Source organism: Spiroplasma endosymbiont of Ammophila pubescens (assembly GCF_964020965.1).
Classification (GTDB): domain Bacteria; phylum Bacillota_I; class Bacilli_A; order Mycoplasmatales; family Mycoplasmataceae; genus Spiroplasma.
In genome coordinates, this window is record NZ_OZ026611.1 from 557706 (window position 1) to 572584 (window position 14879).

General features: G+C 24.0%; 21 protein-coding genes and 3 pseudogenes. 11 read left to right on the forward strand and 13 right to left on the reverse strand.

The features are described from left to right. The first annotated feature begins 22 nt into the window (after positions 1 to 22). From ABNT63_RS03470 to ABNT63_RS03490, 5 genes and pseudogenes are all read left to right on the forward strand, one after another. Positions 23 to 154, forward strand: coding sequence for a hypothetical protein (locus ABNT63_RS03470; RefSeq protein ID WP_348737210.1), 132 nt, complete (start codon positions 23 to 25; stop codon positions 152 to 154). A gap of 149 nt (positions 155 to 303) precedes the next feature. Further along, positions 304 to 480: a hypothetical protein gene (locus ABNT63_RS03475; protein WP_348737141.1), complete on the forward strand. Its 177-nt coding sequence runs from the start codon at positions 304 to 306 to the stop codon at positions 478 to 480. Beyond that, positions 413 to 631, forward strand: a complete 219-nt coding sequence (locus tag ABNT63_RS03480; protein ID WP_348736503.1) for a hypothetical protein — start codon at positions 413 to 415, stop codon at positions 629 to 631. Before ABNT63_RS03475 ends, ABNT63_RS03480 begins: the two co-directional genes overlap by 68 nt. A gap of 417 nt (positions 632 to 1048) precedes the next feature. Next, positions 1049 to 1498 (forward strand): annotated as a pseudogene (locus tag ABNT63_RS03485) (DUF3627 domain-containing protein). A gap of 138 nt (positions 1499 to 1636) precedes the next feature. Next, positions 1637 to 1840 carry a DUF2649 family protein gene (locus tag ABNT63_RS03490; RefSeq protein ID WP_348736505.1) on the forward strand — a complete coding sequence of 68 codons (204 nt, stop codon included), beginning with the start codon at positions 1637 to 1639 and terminating at the stop codon, positions 1838 to 1840. 239 nt (positions 1841 to 2079) lie between these two features. On the opposite strand, the pseudogene ABNT63_RS03495 reads toward ABNT63_RS03490, so the two are convergent. Next, positions 2080 to 3061 (reverse strand): annotated as a pseudogene (locus ABNT63_RS03495) (IS30 family transposase). Positions 3062 to 3179: 118 nt separating this feature from the next. Between ABNT63_RS03495 and ABNT63_RS03500 the strand changes: the two are divergent. After that, positions 3180 to 3419 (forward strand): lipoprotein, encoded by a 240-nt coding sequence (locus tag ABNT63_RS03500; RefSeq protein WP_348736507.1) that lies wholly within the window; start codon positions 3180 to 3182, stop codon positions 3417 to 3419. Positions 3420 to 3423: 4 nt separating this feature from the next. On the opposite strand, the pseudogene ABNT63_RS03505 reads toward ABNT63_RS03500, so the two are convergent. The 12 genes and pseudogenes from ABNT63_RS03505 to def form a co-directional block, all read right to left on the reverse strand. After that, positions 3424 to 4077: pseudogene (locus tag ABNT63_RS03505) on the reverse strand (spiroplasma phage ORF1-like family protein); the annotation flags it as partial. Between the two features lie 94 nt (positions 4078 to 4171). After that, positions 4172 to 4369, reverse strand: coding sequence for a hypothetical protein (locus ABNT63_RS03510; protein WP_348736509.1), 198 nt, complete (start codon positions 4367 to 4369; stop codon positions 4172 to 4174). A gap of 11 nt (positions 4370 to 4380) precedes the next feature. Beyond that, a complete protein-coding gene (locus ABNT63_RS03515; protein ID WP_348736511.1) occupies positions 4381 to 4617 on the reverse strand; it encodes a hypothetical protein in 237 nt (78 codons plus the stop codon). A 41-nt stretch (positions 4618 to 4658) separates the two neighbouring features. Continuing rightward, a complete protein-coding gene (locus ABNT63_RS03520; protein ID WP_348736513.1) occupies positions 4659 to 5024 on the reverse strand; it encodes a hypothetical protein in 366 nt (121 codons plus the stop codon). Then, the gene (locus ABNT63_RS03525) at positions 5017 to 6030 is read right to left on the reverse strand and encodes a hypothetical protein (RefSeq protein WP_348737143.1); all 1014 of its coding nucleotides are present in this window, start codon (positions 6028 to 6030) and stop codon (positions 5017 to 5019) included. Before ABNT63_RS03525 ends, ABNT63_RS03520 begins: the two co-directional genes overlap by 8 nt. Beyond that, a complete protein-coding gene (locus ABNT63_RS03530; protein ID WP_348736505.1) occupies positions 6030 to 6233 on the reverse strand; it encodes a DUF2649 family protein in 204 nt (67 codons plus the stop codon). The genes ABNT63_RS03525 and ABNT63_RS03530 overlap by 1 nt, the downstream gene beginning before the upstream one ends. Before the next feature lie 138 nt (positions 6234 to 6371). Next, positions 6372 to 6821: a DUF3627 domain-containing protein gene (locus ABNT63_RS03535; protein WP_348736515.1), complete on the reverse strand. Its 450-nt coding sequence runs from the start codon at positions 6819 to 6821 to the stop codon at positions 6372 to 6374. Positions 6822 to 7238: 417 nt separating this feature from the next. Further along, positions 7239 to 7385: a hypothetical protein gene (locus ABNT63_RS03540; protein WP_348736492.1), complete on the reverse strand. Its 147-nt coding sequence runs from the start codon at positions 7383 to 7385 to the stop codon at positions 7239 to 7241. Between the two features lie 4 nt (positions 7386 to 7389). Next, a complete protein-coding gene (locus tag ABNT63_RS03545) occupies positions 7390 to 7572 on the reverse strand; it encodes a hypothetical protein (RefSeq protein ID WP_348736517.1) in 183 nt (60 codons plus the stop codon). A gap of 143 nt (positions 7573 to 7715) precedes the next feature. Next, positions 7716 to 7847: a hypothetical protein gene (locus ABNT63_RS03550; protein ID WP_348737210.1), complete on the reverse strand. Its 132-nt coding sequence runs from the start codon at positions 7845 to 7847 to the stop codon at positions 7716 to 7718. Positions 7848 to 8151: 304 nt separating this feature from the next. Beyond that, entirely contained in the window at positions 8152 to 8325 is a 174-nt protein-coding gene (locus tag ABNT63_RS03555) for a hypothetical protein (RefSeq protein WP_348736519.1), read from the reverse strand. A 101-nt stretch (positions 8326 to 8426) separates the two neighbouring features. Continuing rightward, complete coding sequence (def, locus tag ABNT63_RS03560; RefSeq protein WP_348736521.1) at positions 8427 to 9008, reverse strand: peptide deformylase; 582 nt, start codon at positions 9006 to 9008, stop codon at positions 8427 to 8429. Positions 9009 to 9107: 99 nt separating this feature from the next. On the opposite strand from def, the gene rsmD reads away from it, so the two are divergent. From rsmD to ABNT63_RS03585, 5 genes are read left to right on the forward strand one after another with little or no spacing between them, the layout of a single operon-like run. Then, positions 9108 to 9671: a 16S rRNA (guanine(966)-N(2))-methyltransferase RsmD gene (gene rsmD, locus ABNT63_RS03565; RefSeq protein WP_348736523.1), complete on the forward strand. Its 564-nt coding sequence runs from the start codon at positions 9108 to 9110 to the stop codon at positions 9669 to 9671. A gap of 1 nt (position 9672) precedes the next feature. Further along, entirely contained in the window at positions 9673 to 10248 is a 576-nt protein-coding gene (gene gmk, locus ABNT63_RS03570; RefSeq protein ID WP_348736525.1) for a guanylate kinase, read from the forward strand. Between the two features lie 17 nt (positions 10249 to 10265). After that, on the forward strand, positions 10266 to 11537 hold the full coding sequence (rsmB, locus tag ABNT63_RS03575; RefSeq protein ID WP_348736527.1) for a 16S rRNA (cytosine(967)-C(5))-methyltransferase RsmB: 1272 nt from the start codon (positions 10266 to 10268) through the stop codon (positions 11535 to 11537). Between the two features lie 53 nt (positions 11538 to 11590). Then, positions 11591 to 13264, forward strand: a complete 1674-nt coding sequence (gene argS, locus ABNT63_RS03580) for an arginine--tRNA ligase (RefSeq protein ID WP_348736529.1) — start codon at positions 11591 to 11593, stop codon at positions 13262 to 13264. A 47-nt stretch (positions 13265 to 13311) separates the two neighbouring features. Beyond that, entirely contained in the window at positions 13312 to 14826 is a 1515-nt protein-coding gene (locus tag ABNT63_RS03585) for a hypothetical protein (RefSeq protein ID WP_348736531.1), read from the forward strand. The last annotated feature ends 53 nt before the right edge of the window (positions 14827 to 14879 follow it).

Below are 14879 nucleotides of genomic sequence, written 5' to 3' on the forward strand. Positions count from 1 at the left end.
TTTTAAATAAGGAGTTGAAATTATGCAAACAAAGCAATATTTTATTTTGCGGTCATTAGTGAAAAAGTATGGAAAAGATATTGTTATTATACTGTCAATAAGATTGCAAAAGATATTGAAATTAAAAAGTAAAAGAATAAATTATTCCGCGTAATTTATTAGCGGATAATTTATTCAATAATGTTTTTTAAGTGGAGCAAAGCGACAACGAGCGGAGCGAGTTTGAAAATTTCAATTTTTTAATTTATTGAAAGGAGTTATATCATACCAGTATGATTAACATAAATATTTAGTATTTTGATTTTGTTAGGTATTTTTGCGTGAATTGGTTTATCAATTTATCAAAAAGTTAGACAAATTCAAGGTAAGAAAAAAGAAAAAAAAGAAATTGAAAAAAGGAGGATAGAAAATAATGAATTTTTTAGTAGATGCAGTTACTTTTGGGACTGGAATGGATTCTATTTGAACTGGGTTAGGTAATGCAATGGGTAAAGTAAAAGATGCTGTATATGGTATTTTACCGCAGTTAATGACCTTTTTAGGTAATGCGTGAATTATTTTAATTCCATTTGGATTATTTATTATTATTAAGATATTAAACTTTTTCCGTCATATGGTTAAAGGATTTTAATAGAATATAACATTATATTTTAAGTTATTTTAAACAAAATTAAGGCACACTAGTTTATTTATTTTTTATTAATTTATTTTATAATAACTATTACTTTAAAACTTAATAGTATTTTTCAGTGTGCCAATTTTTACTATTTTATATATTTAATATTGTTAATAACATTGTTAATTAAACATTAAATAAACAATATATTAGCATTATGTATAACATTGTTAATAATCAATGTTTTTATCAATAAATAAACAATATATAAACATTAAATATAACATTGTTTATTAAACAAACATTTAGTTAGGAGATGATAAGTAATGATTAATTATTTTAAATATAAATGTGAAACTTGTTTTAATGATATGAAAAGATTACGATTTGATGAATTTTATTGTTTAAATTGTTATAAAGGAGTTGAAAAAATTGAGTAGTTTTGTTAAGAAAAATCAAAATATAGAAAATTATTTTATTAGCAAAGAACTTATTCCTTTTGAAACAGATAAAGCAAGTTTTATAAATTTACCTAATCATAATCGCCATATTGGTTTTTGATTGAGTAATAAATTTATTTATCCTAGTGAAAAACATTCAAATCAAGTAGCAATCGGTTTAATTTATGATAATTCTTATTCTATTGTAAAATATGATGAAAATTTAAAACGACATGTTTAGAAATATTTAACTGGAACACAAATAATTAATTTATATAATCAATATAAACAAAATTATTTTATACAAATGAAAAAAGCATTATTTTTAAATGAACCTAAAAAAGTAAAAACAAATATCAATAATAATTTAATAAATTGAAATGATGAAAAAGTAGAGCAATTAATTCGCGATTTGGAAGAATTAGATAATGAGTTTATATAATTATTGAGTTCAATTTGTTAGTTATATTATTGGTTCAAATGCCCCTGAATTTTTATATGTTTTATCGTTTGTATTATTTATTATTTTATTTTTTGGTATGTTTTTTAAACTTATTCAGAAAATGTGGAGTTTTTAAATATGCAAAATGATTGAGAAAAATTAAAAGAGTTTTTTATTCATGTTTTTTTGTTTATAAATAAAACAAATATTAAAAATATTACAACTTGAAATTTAACACAAAATGAATATTTAACTTTGATGGTTGGTGTTTGGATTGTAATTTTGTTTTTAACTTGGTTTTTATTGTGAATGATTTTTAAAATAGTTGGATATTTTAAATAATGAAAAAGTTTGCATTTTTTCTAATAAACTTTTGTTATATTAGTGGTTCAATGGTTTTTTAGTTTAATTGATGGAATTATGTAAAGTGAATTGCAACAAATCTTATTATTTAAATAATAAAACAAAAATTATAAAAAATCAATTATAAATTTTCAAAAATTAAAATATTTATAATTTTTATTTTATTTTAAGCACAATTAACCATACTAAAAAATAATTTATTAAGTTAAATAATAAATTTATTTAAAAATTCTGTAAAAATACTTTTTTTTTTTTTTTGCACTTATTCAATTTAAACAATACCTTAATTTATCATTTATAACATTAACTACTCAATTTATTTTTTGTTGACTAACATTATTAAAATCAGTTCCCTTAGGATATCATTCTCTAAGTTCAGAATTCATATATTCAATTAAAGGTTTTTGTTGTGGTTTACCAGGATCACAAAAATAAACTTGTGTTTCAGCAAATATTTCTAATTCTCTTCATTTACTAAATTCTTTTCCTCTATACTGTTATTATTCCTTTAATTTTTCCAATTAAATTATTACTTATAACAATATCTTTAAACTTTTCTACAACTTCATTAGCAGTATGATTTTTTAATTTCATTACAAAGTAATTTTTACTTAATTTTTCAACCAAAACTAAACAACTAGATTGATTTTTTTTACCAACTAAAGTGTCCATTTCAAATCAACCAACATCAGTGTCTTTATTTTCAATATCTCATATTGATTTAAAATTATTTAATTTACCACGATTATCAAATTTTCCTTTTGTTTTATATTTTTTTACACTATGACGTAAATTCTGTTTTAAAAAACCATAAAAACCCAAATAAATTCATTTATACAATGTTTTAACACAAACAGGAAATTTAATACCAAACTTTATAAAATAACGATGAATAAGTTGCGATGGAGAATCACAATAAACATTAAATCTTATATTAATAAAATTTAATTGTTCTTCTGTAAACTTATATCTTTTATTATTCTTTTTTCTTTTCTAAGAAAACATTTTATCTGACTTATAAGCACCATATTCATTAATAGTTTTAAAACGCTTAATTTCACGCAAAATAGTACTACGATGTCTATTCAAACATTTAGCAATTGCAGAAATATTTGGTTCACCATTCTTTTTTAAAAACATCTTTGATAATAATAATTGTTTTAATTTAACCTTATCCATAAAACTTAAATGACTATACATAACATTTATATACCTTTCATCAATTTATAAATTTAATATTAAAATTATTTAATACATAATTGATATATGATAAAATCAATTATAGAATTTAAGTAATTTTAATAAAAAGGAGTAAAATATGAAAAAATGACTTAGCATTTTAGGAGTAATCGGATTAACAGCAACAAGTACAACAACATTAATTAGTTGTGAAAAACCAAATAACAATAAAAACGGCGGAGGTAATAAACCAGAACCGAAACCAGAACCACAACAACCACCAGAAAATAGTAGTTGAAAATTAATGTCACAAGCAACAACTAATAGATTATCACATCCTAATTATTTAAATATTGCAGATAATAAAAACCATCATTAATTATTTTTATGATTTTATAATTTTTAGGAATATCATTATTATAAATAAAAATATAATTTTTATTATCTGCAATATTTAAATAATTAGGATGTGATAATCTATTAGTTGTTGCTTGTGACATTAATTTTCAATTATCTTCAATTAAATTAACTGATTGTAAATTATCAACACTTTTTTCTAATTTATTAATAACTTCCACAGTATTAAAATACTTTGCAAAAGAATAAAAAAAATTTGTTAATTCTCTTAAAAATTGTTTTCTATCAACATCATAAAATTTATCAATATTATATTGTTTAACATAACTATCTCAATTTTTATACAAATCCATAAATTCATCACTAGGTTTATCAAATGAAATTCCCGTTGAATAACTATCCTTTAAAAAATCTAAATATCACTTATCATTATAAGTTAATGATTGTGATGTTTTTAAAGTAGGGTTAATAAAATAATTTGTTTCAGATCAATTTTCAAAAAAACTACTGCGTAAAAACATTGTATTAATAAAATCATTTTCATTCATTCCCGTTGTTTGTTGATTAACAGTATAATTTTGCTGATGTAATGGTTTGAATGCTGTTAAAGTAATAAAAGGAATAATTAATCCTAAAATACTTAAAATAAATATAGCAAATAAAGATAATGACTTACGAATTATTTTTTACCACCTCTTCTTTTTTATTTTCTTTTATTAATTTGATAATTTGATTAAATAGATAACCATAAAAATAATGAATTACTAAAATATATTATAATATATCAAATCATAAACCATAAATTATATAACCATTTATACCAGCATATTTCTCTTTTAATTCATCAATAGTTGAAACTGTATCTAAGACACATACAAGCGTTAATGAAAAACTTATAATAAGATACAAAATTAAATCAATCCAAGAAATAAATAAACCATTTTTATGTTTCTTTTCATTTTTATTTTCCATAAACTCAACTCCTAACTATACAATGTTTTTGAAACAATAAACCCAACTATATATAAACTTGATATTGTTAACATTAACGGATGACTAAACAAAATTGCCATTTTACCAAATAAAGAAAGTAAAAAAGTATCTGAGTTATATAAATCCATAATGATATTTTTTGCTGATGTTAATTGATTTATAATGACTGTAATAAATCCTGTTCCAAAAATAGCGATTACCGCAACTAATAAAACTAATCTAATCATTATTTATTCACTCTCCGATATTCTTGTTCTTTTGTTTTTGCTTACCTAGCTAAACTTGATAATTGTTGTTTATTACGATTAATTTTAAATTGTTTACGATCTTTAATATGTTTTTGTATACCTTGTTTAGTATCTGAAACTCCACGAGCTGTGGCAGAATAAATATTTGATACACCTGTTTGTACTGTTGAACCTAATTCGTTGTATTGAGTTCTTGTACCGTGAATTGCATAAATCGATAACTTAACAACCATAAAAAAGATAATAAAATAAGCAATTGTCGTATTTGTCATTGGTAATTTTGTATTTCAAATTACATCAAAAATAAACAAAAATACATCAAAAATAAAACTAAAAATCTTATCTCAATTATCGTTATTAACGCTTTCACTTAATAAATTACTCATTTTTTATCTTTCCTTTCCCTTTTTTTGCTTTTAAATTTTCTTTCAAAATATCAATATCAAACAATTCTAAGCGTTGTTTATTGTTTAATTTTGATATATCTTTTCAAAAGTATTCTTTTTTATTAATAACTTCATCATTTTTTAAATCACGAACAAAACTTAATCAATGACTATCATATTTATTGGCAAATTCAAGCGGAATAATTATCTTAAAAAACCGAATTCCTAATCCAACATCCGACTTATGTTTTGCTCTTTTACCTTCTGCTGTTCGTTCTACTGATTTTGTTTTTCAAATTTCATAATCTGTAATATCTTGGAAAATACCAATTCGCATAACAAAACTACGATTAAAAATATTACCTAATTTTGACTTAACGGGTTTTTTCAATGAAATCGGAATAATAATACCACTTGCTAAATGACAAATATTATTTCACATCATTCCTTCACGCTGTACAGTAAAAATCGCTCTATTTTTAAAATGTCTTACTAAAACAATTCACACACTTTTACCACCATGAACTTTTTTAACTTCGTGGGGACTAGTTCCATCAATATATAAAAAACTTTCATCAAACAAAATTAAACTATCATCAGGTGGTACTAATTTAGTTCTATCAGTAAAATCTAAGTTATTAAAAGTTAAAAGTTTTATTGCATCATCTTCAATTGGATAATTACTATAAATTTTCTTCGTTAAAAGTTTCATAACTTGTGATAGAAAAGTTAAAAACAATGTTTTACCAGTTCCTAATTTACCAATAATTACTGATAAAGGATTATCCCAAATAAAATAAACTAAACGAAAGACATTTAACTGATAAAAAATATTTTTTCAAACTCACCAAACAAAATAAACACATTGTAAAACAAATAATAATCAAAATACTAAACCAGTATAATTTAATGAAATTATTCAAAGTAATAAATCAATTAAACTAAACAAAACCATTGAACCACTAATATAACAAAAGTTTATTAGAAAAAATGCAAACTTTTTTATTATTTAAAATATCCAACTATTTTAAAAATCATTCACAATAAAAACCAAGTTAAAAACAAAATTACAATCCAAACACCAACCATCAAAGTTAAATATTCATTTTGTGTTAAATTTCAAGTTGTAATATTTTTAATATTTGTTTTATTTATAAACAAAAAAACATGAATAAAAAACTCTTTTAATTTTTCTCAATCATTTTGCATATTTAAAAACTCCACATTTTTTGAATAAGTTTAAAAAACATTCCAAAAAATAAAACGATAAATAATACAAACAATAAAACATATAAAAATTCAGGGGCATTTGAACCAATAATATAACTAACAAATTGAAATCAATAATTATATAAACTCATTATCTAATTCTTTCAAATCGCGAATTAATTGCTCTACTTTTTCATCATTTCAATTTATTAAATTATTATTGATATTTGTTTTTACTTTTTGAGGTTCAGCAGGGAATAATGCTTTTTTCATTTGTATAAAATAATTTTGTTTATATTGATTATACAAATTAATTATTTGTGTTCCAGTTAAATATTTCCAAACATGTCGTTTTAAATTTTCATCATATTTCACAATAGAATAAGAATTATTATAAATTAAACCGATTGCTACTTGATTTGAATGTTTTTCACTAGGATAAATAAATTTATTACTCAATCAAAAATCAATATGGCGATTATGATTAGGTAAATTTATAAAACTTGCTTTATCTGTTTTAAAAGGAATAAGTTCTTTGCTAATAAAATAATTTTCTATATTTTGATTTTTCTTAACAAAACTACTCAATTTTTTCAACTCCTTTATAACAATTTAAACAATAAAATTCATCAAATCGTAATCTTTTCATATCATTAAAACAAGTTTCACATTTATATTCAAAATAATTAATCATTACTTATCATCTCCTAACTAAATGTTTGTTTAATAAACAATGTTATATTTAATGTTTATATATTGTTTATTTATTGATAAAAACATTGATTATTAACAATGTTATACATAATGCTAATATATTGTTTATTTAATGTTTAATTAACAATGTTATTAACAATATTAAATATATAAAATAGTAAAAATTGGCACACTGAAAAATACTATTAAGTTTTAAAGTAATAGTTATTATAAAATAAATTAATAAAAAATAAATAAACTAGTGTGCCTTAATTTTGTTTAAAATAACTTAAAATATAATGTTATATTCTATTAAAATCCTTTAACCATATGACGGAAAAAGTTTAATATCTTAATAATAATAAATAATCCAAATGGAATTAAAATAATTCACGCATTACCTAAAAAGGTCATTAACTGCGGTAAAATACCATATACAGCATCTTTTACTTTACCCATTGCATTACCTAACCCAGTTTAAATAGAATCCATTCCAGTCCCAAAAGTAACTGCATCTGCTAAAAAATTCATTATTTTCTATCCTCCTTTTTTCAATTTCTTTTTTTTCTTTTTTCTTACCTTGAATTTGTCTAACTTTTTGATAAATTGATAAACCAATTCACGCAAAAATACCTAACAAAATCAAAATACTAAATATTTATGTTAATCATACTGGTATGATATAACTCCTTTCAATAAATTAAAAAATTGAAATTTGCAAACTCGCTCCGATCGTTGTCGCTTTGCTCCACTTAAAAAACATTATTGAATAAATTATCCGCTAATAAATTACGCGGAATAATTTATTCTTTTACTTTTTAATTTCAATATCTTTTGCAATCTTATTGACAGTATAATAACAATATCTTTTCCATACTTTTTCACTAATGACCGCAAAATAAAATATTGCTTTGTTTGCATAATTTCAACTCCTTATTTAAAATATTAATAAAATTTATTTCTAAAACTGTAAATACCACAAAAGTACAAAATGTATGTGGTTTCTACATCTTTGAATTTTCAGACACCATTTGAATTTTTAACTAATTTAACTAAATAATTTTAAATTTATAAAGTTTTATTTAAACTATTTTTTAGTGTGTCAATTTTAGAATTTTTATTTATATATGCATCATTTTTAATTATGTTTTTATATTTTAATTATATTTTTTATTATTTTTTCTTGTTTTGTTGCAATCTCCAAAATGTGTGTGGTATACTACAATTATTTTTTTGGGGAGTATGCGAATATCTTACAAAATCAATTATTTTTTGCTAAAAATTGAATTCGTTCATTTTCGGGTGTTAAGGATACAGACACATCAATTGATGGTTGTCGAATTGATGGAGTGTCATCCAATACTAATCAGTCATGAGTTGGTACTTCATTTTGTAGCATTAAAAATCACCTCTGATGGGATTTTATCATAAGAATTAAAATAAGAAAATATAATTAGTATTTAAAACTAAATAAAAACTGGTAATACCAGTTTTTATTTTTTATAAAATAATTCAATCACTTTTTTTTGTTCAAGGTGCTTTTTTATTAATTAAATCATAATATAATTTACCTTCTAAATGTGCTTGTTCATGTTGAAAAACAATTGCTTCATAACTACGGGCAGTAATTGTTACTTGTTGTTGTTTTAAATAATCATAACCTTCAATAATAATTCGAAAACTACGAGGGACAAAACCTTCTTTATCACCATTAACGCTTAAACAACCTTCGCCTTCTTCTATACAAGCTATTTGTTCACTTTTTCCAATAATTTTAGGATTAATCATTGCATGTTCAATTATTTTTTTATTTTCTGTTTCTTCATCTGTCTCTTCAATTCGAATATAATACATTTTAAGATTATGTCCAATTTGAGGAGCGGCTAAACCAACAGCTGGTCTAATTGTATGACCACTATTTTTTTGCGGATCTTGGGAATATCTTACAAAATCAATTAATTTTTGCATTACAAGTTCATTTTCAGATGCTAATGGTAAAGAGACATCAATTGATGGTTGTCGAATTGACGGTGTATCATCAAATACTAGTCAGTCTTTAGTTGGTATTTCATTTTGCAACACTAAAAATCACCTCTTAAAAAATTATAACATATTCAGCAATTATTAAAGAAAATTCTAAAGTTTTAGTATAATAAAAAAAGAAAGAGAAGGGTTAAGAAGATGCGCGTAATTAGTGGAAAATATAAGGGTTATCAAATTAAAACATTAGATGGAATGAATACCCGACCAATGACGCCACGTGTTAAAGAAGATACATTTAATATTTTAGATAATTATTTTATTTATGAAAATAAAATTGGATTAGATATTTTTGCTGGAAGTGGTCAATTAGGAATTGAAGGGTTATCACGGGGGTTACAACAATGTTATTTTAATGATTCGCACCAAGGTGCCTCCAAAATTATTGAAACTAATTTAAATAACTTAAAAATAAATAATGCAAAGGTATTAAATTATGATTATAAAGTTTTATTAAATTGAATGATACAACAGAAAGTATTAATTGATATTTTATTTTTAGACCCACCTTTTAAGCAAATTGAGTATTATTATGATATTATTACTATAATATTGAATAACAATATTATTAATAACTATGGAATAATAGTTTGTGAATCAAATCAAATGTTGTCATTTGATCAATTTAATTTAGTTATGTTACGTTTTAAAACATATAAAAAAAAGTATTTATATATATTAAGATTAGAAAAAGGAGAACGTTAATGTGCAGAAAGAGGGTTTTTTAATTATTTTTTCTGGCCCATCAGGAGTCGGAAAAGGGACAATATGCCAAGAACTTTTTAAATATGAGGAGTTGAATTTGGCTTATTCAGTTTCAATGACAACAAGAACAAAAAGGCAGGATGAAATTGAAGGAGTAAATTATTTTTTTGTTGACCGACTAACATTTGAAGCTGCAATTAAAAATGATGAATTATTAGAATATGCTGAATTTGTTGGTAATTATTATGGTACGCCAAAATCATATTGTATTGAACAAATTAATAATGGAAAAAATGTTTTATTAGAAATTGAAGTACAAGGTGCAACACAAGTGTTACAGAAAGTAACTGATGCAGTTTCAATTTTTTTAATTCCACCAAGTTTAGAGGAATTAGAAAAACGAATTCGAGGCCGAAAAAGTGAACCCGAAGAAATATTACAAGCACGATTAGCAAAAGCAGCTGATGAACTTCCATTGCAAAGTAATTATAATTATGTTGTGGTAAATAACACTGTAGAACAAACAGTTGCAGAAATTAAAACAATTTTAGAACAAGAAATTGCTAATCGTTCGTAAGTTTAAAAGATTAAGAAATGCAAGCAAGAGAAATAGCATGAAATATCTTATGAAAAATTTTTGCAAAAAATAAGTTTAGTAATCATTTATTATCAAATATTGTAGAACAAAATGATGATTTTACTGACCAAGATAAAACTTTAATTTATCGAATTGTTTATGGTACTTTAAAAAATAAATTGTATTTAGAATATATTGCTAATCAATTTATTGAATCCAAAAAAACTAATCAAAAATTACAAGTTTTATTATGAATGAGTATTTATCAATTTCGTTTTTTAGATCGTATTCCTAATTATGCAATTGTTAATGAAGCTGTTAATATTAGTAAAAATCTAAATCCAAAGTATGCTGGTTTTATTAATGCTACGTTAAAAAAGATTTTTGCCAGTAAAGATGAGATTTTTGAAATTAATATTGCTGATGAAACAAAAAAATTAAGTATTAAATATAGTTTTCCATCATCATTATATTTAATTCTTCGTAATGAATATAGTGAAGATATTGCTCAGCAAGTAATGGTTGATAGTTTAACAATTCCAAAACTTTCATTTCGCGTTAATACCCTAAAAATTAGTCGAGATGAATTATTAGTTCAATATTCAAATTATAATTTAACAAAAAGTTTAGTATCTTCTGTGGGTGTCATTGCCGATAAACCAGTTGTTAATTCAGAAATGTTTAAAAAAGGTTTAATTTTTATTCAAGATGAAATGAGTATGCGCATTGCAGAAGTATTAAATCCGCAAGAAACTGATCGCGTGTTAGATATGTGCAGTGCACCGGGTGGTAAAACAACACATTTAAGTCAAATCATGAACAACAAAGGGATTATTGATGCATATGATATTAGTGAAAAGAAGATTAATTTAATTAAAATGAATGCTAGTCGATTAGGAATTACGAATATTTATCCACATTTATTAGATGCTAGAAAAATTAATCCTGAAATTCAATATGATAAAATTCTTTGTGATGCCACCTGCAGTGGTTTAGGGGTAATTAAACGAAAACCAGAAATTAAATATCATACTTTGACTAATCAAGAATTAGCAAATTTAGTTGAGATTCAAGAACAATTATTAGAGAAAGCTTATCAATTGTTAAAGCCAGGTGGAATTTTGGTTTATTCTACTTGTACTTTTGGTGGATATGAAAATACTATTCAAATCCGCAATTTTTTAGCAAAACATCCGGATTTAAAAATTATTGCAACAGAACAAATTTTTGGTTATGAAAATAATACTGATGGATTTTATTATTGTAAAATTAGAAAAAAAGATAAGTAATTATAAAAACTATGTAAAATATATATAAATAAAAGAAGAAAGGAACCACAATTATGAATACGAATGTTAAATTAATTGAAAATCTGTTAGAAGAGTACTTAAAGGCAAATAATTTAACAACACTAGTGATGGTTGAAAAACCACGTCAAGAAGGATTTGGTCATTTATCAACCAATTTGGCTTTGTTACTAGAAAAAAAAATAAAAAAGGCACCAAATAAAATTGCTGAAGAAGTTATTGCTTTTATTGAAAAAAATAATAAATCATATTTTAAAAAGATTGAAATTGCTGGTGCGGGATTTATTAATTTTACTTTAGCTGATGATCAGTTACATCAAGTTATTAATGAGGTTTTAAAACGAGAAGAAAAATATGGATATTCAGCTCCAAAGAATTTTACTTATAATTTAGAAATTGTTTCAGCTAATCCAACGGGATTTTTACATATTGGTCATGCTCGGAATGGTGCCATTGGTGATAGTGTTGCTAGGATTTTGCGAGCAGCTGGTTATCATGTTCAAACTGAATATTATGTTAATGATGCTGGTAATCAAATAAATACTTTAGCAGTGACGGTTTTTGTTAGTTATTTAAATTTATTGGGTAAAAAAACCGAATTACCTCCTAATGCATATCGTGGCGATATGTATGATGATGTTGCACAATATTTTGTTGACAATTATCAAGATAAATTTATTAATTTAACTTTTGATAAGGATTATAAAATTAGTGATCCAAAGGTACATGAAATGTTTCGTAAAAAATCAGTTGATTTATTTTTAGATATTATTAAAAAGCAATTAAAATTATTTCGAGTTGATATTGAATATTATTCTTCTGAAGCTGAAATGTACGAGGAAGGAAAAATTGATGCAACATTAGCCCAATATGCCAAATTGGGAAAAACTTATGAACAAGATGGTGCATTATGATTAAAAACAACTGACTTTGGTGATGATAAAGATCGTGTTTTAGTTAAATCAAATGGTGATTTAACTTATATTACTCCTGATTTAGCATCACATAATGAACGTTTAATGCGAAGCAAAGCAGATAAATTGGTTAATTTTTGAGGTGGTGATCATCACGGTTATATTGTACGAATGTTAGCGGGGTTACAGTTATTAGGGTATAAAAAAGACATTTTAGATATTGATATGATTCAAATGGTACGATTAATTAAAGACGGTGTTGAATATAAAATGAGTAAACGAAAAGGGACAGCAGTTTGATTAATTGACTTAATTGAAGAAATTGGAGTTGACCCAATTCGTTATATGTTAGCTTCAAAAAGTGCTCAAAGTCACATGGACTTAGATATTGGTATTTTAAAAGAGCATTCTTCAAAAAACCCTGTTTATTATGCACAATATGCAACAGCGCGTTGTAATAGCGTGCTAAAACAAGCCAAAATGAGCAAAATTAATATTACGGATGTTAAAACCTTTGAATTATTAACGTCACAAAAAGAATTAGACCTTTTAAATGAGATTGATTTATTTAATCGTTGCATTGAAGAAGCAGCAAAATTACGTCAACTACATTTTGTCTGTGATTATGTGCAAAATATTGCGCGGCAATTCCATTCATATTATAATGAATCAAAAGTTATTAATTTAGATAACTTAGAATTAACAAAACAGCGTTTAGTATTTATTAAAGTAATTTATCAAGTTTTATCAAATGCCTTTAATTTATTAGGGGTTAATGTTATTGAACAGATGTAGTTATTTAGGTTATGTTATAATCTATAAGACAGAAAGAGGGTGCAGGTGTGTTACAAAATAATTGAGATGTTTTTTTATTTAATCCATTAATGTTATTATTGTTATTTGTTCTTTATATATTAATTTTAATAAAAAACATTAAAATTAAACATACTAGTCAGAAGGCATTCTTTATTCAAACGTTTTTATATTGATTTGCATTATCATCAATTATTGGTGATAATTTTGAGTTCCGTGATTTATTCTTTGCTGCATCAATTAATAATATGGAAGGAATTGCCATTATTGCAGCAACTTTCCTTTCTCTTTATGCTTTTTTAGCGATGATTCTTTATGTATTTTTACATAAGGTTTTTTCTCGTATTGGTTGACATTTTTTTCAATATACAATGTTTGGAATATCAATGCTTGGAATTTTTATTTTAATTGTTTATCCTTCCGCACCAACATTAATTATCGCGGCAATTTTTCTTGGTTTTGGAATTATTACAAAGGCTAGTTATTTTTTATCATATAATGAAGCATATGGCCGTAAGTTTTTTCCATTTAAAACAATTAGTTTAGTAGCGCCATTAATGACATTTGCACTTATTTTTGGCAGTGAGTTTAATAATATTGTTATTACAGTAGGAAGTAATTTAACTAATCAGTTGCAAATAGGAATTATTGGAATTGGTGCAATAATTGCTATTGCGGGTGCAACCATTTTATATGCTTTATTTTCACATAAAGAATTTAAATCAACATCATTTACGATTGAACAGCAAAAAATGTTTGAACCATTTAAATGATGAAAAGTATTAATTAACTTTTTTATGGTAATTTTAATTATTATTTTAAAAGAAGTATCTCAATCAAATATTTATCTTTGATTGTTAGGCCAACGCACATGAGAAAAATACCATGATGTTTGAAAAGTCAACCAATTTGTTCGTTTAAATGAACAATTATTCCTAATTCCACAATTTTTTGGTGCTTATTTAGCTTGTCATTTACTGTATAATAAAATTGGTGTTAAATATTGCTTTGGGTTAGGGTTATTACTATGATTTATTTTCTTTAGTATTACTGCATTTAATCATTCGCCAGAAGCTTACTTAGCATTGCAAGTTATTAATGGATTAGCTTTTGCTATGTGTTTTAATATTTTGTTTGCAATGACGTGTGAATGAAAATATCGTTCACCAACAAATAAACCGATTGTAGCACAATTTCAATTATTATGATTTGGGTTAGAATTCATTATTAAATTTGTTGATGATGTGATGCGTGATAAAAAGGTTGGTATATTTAAAGAATATGTTTATGGTCAACAATATATTCCCCCTGATAGTTTTGCGATTCAAATTGATAATATTACAACAATTATTTCAACAATTTGTGCCACAATTGTTTTACTTTTATTGTTAATATTTTATTATACTTCAGACCTAATTTTAGCTGAATATCGTAATCATTTACGTTTATTAGTTCCGAAAGTTAATCTATTATTACGCGAAAGTTTTATTAGTCGTGTTAAATCAAATATTAATTCTGAAACAAATAACAAGAAAAAAACTTAAATAAAATAATTGTTGTTTTAATAAAAGAATATTTTTAGTATTTTTTTAAATTA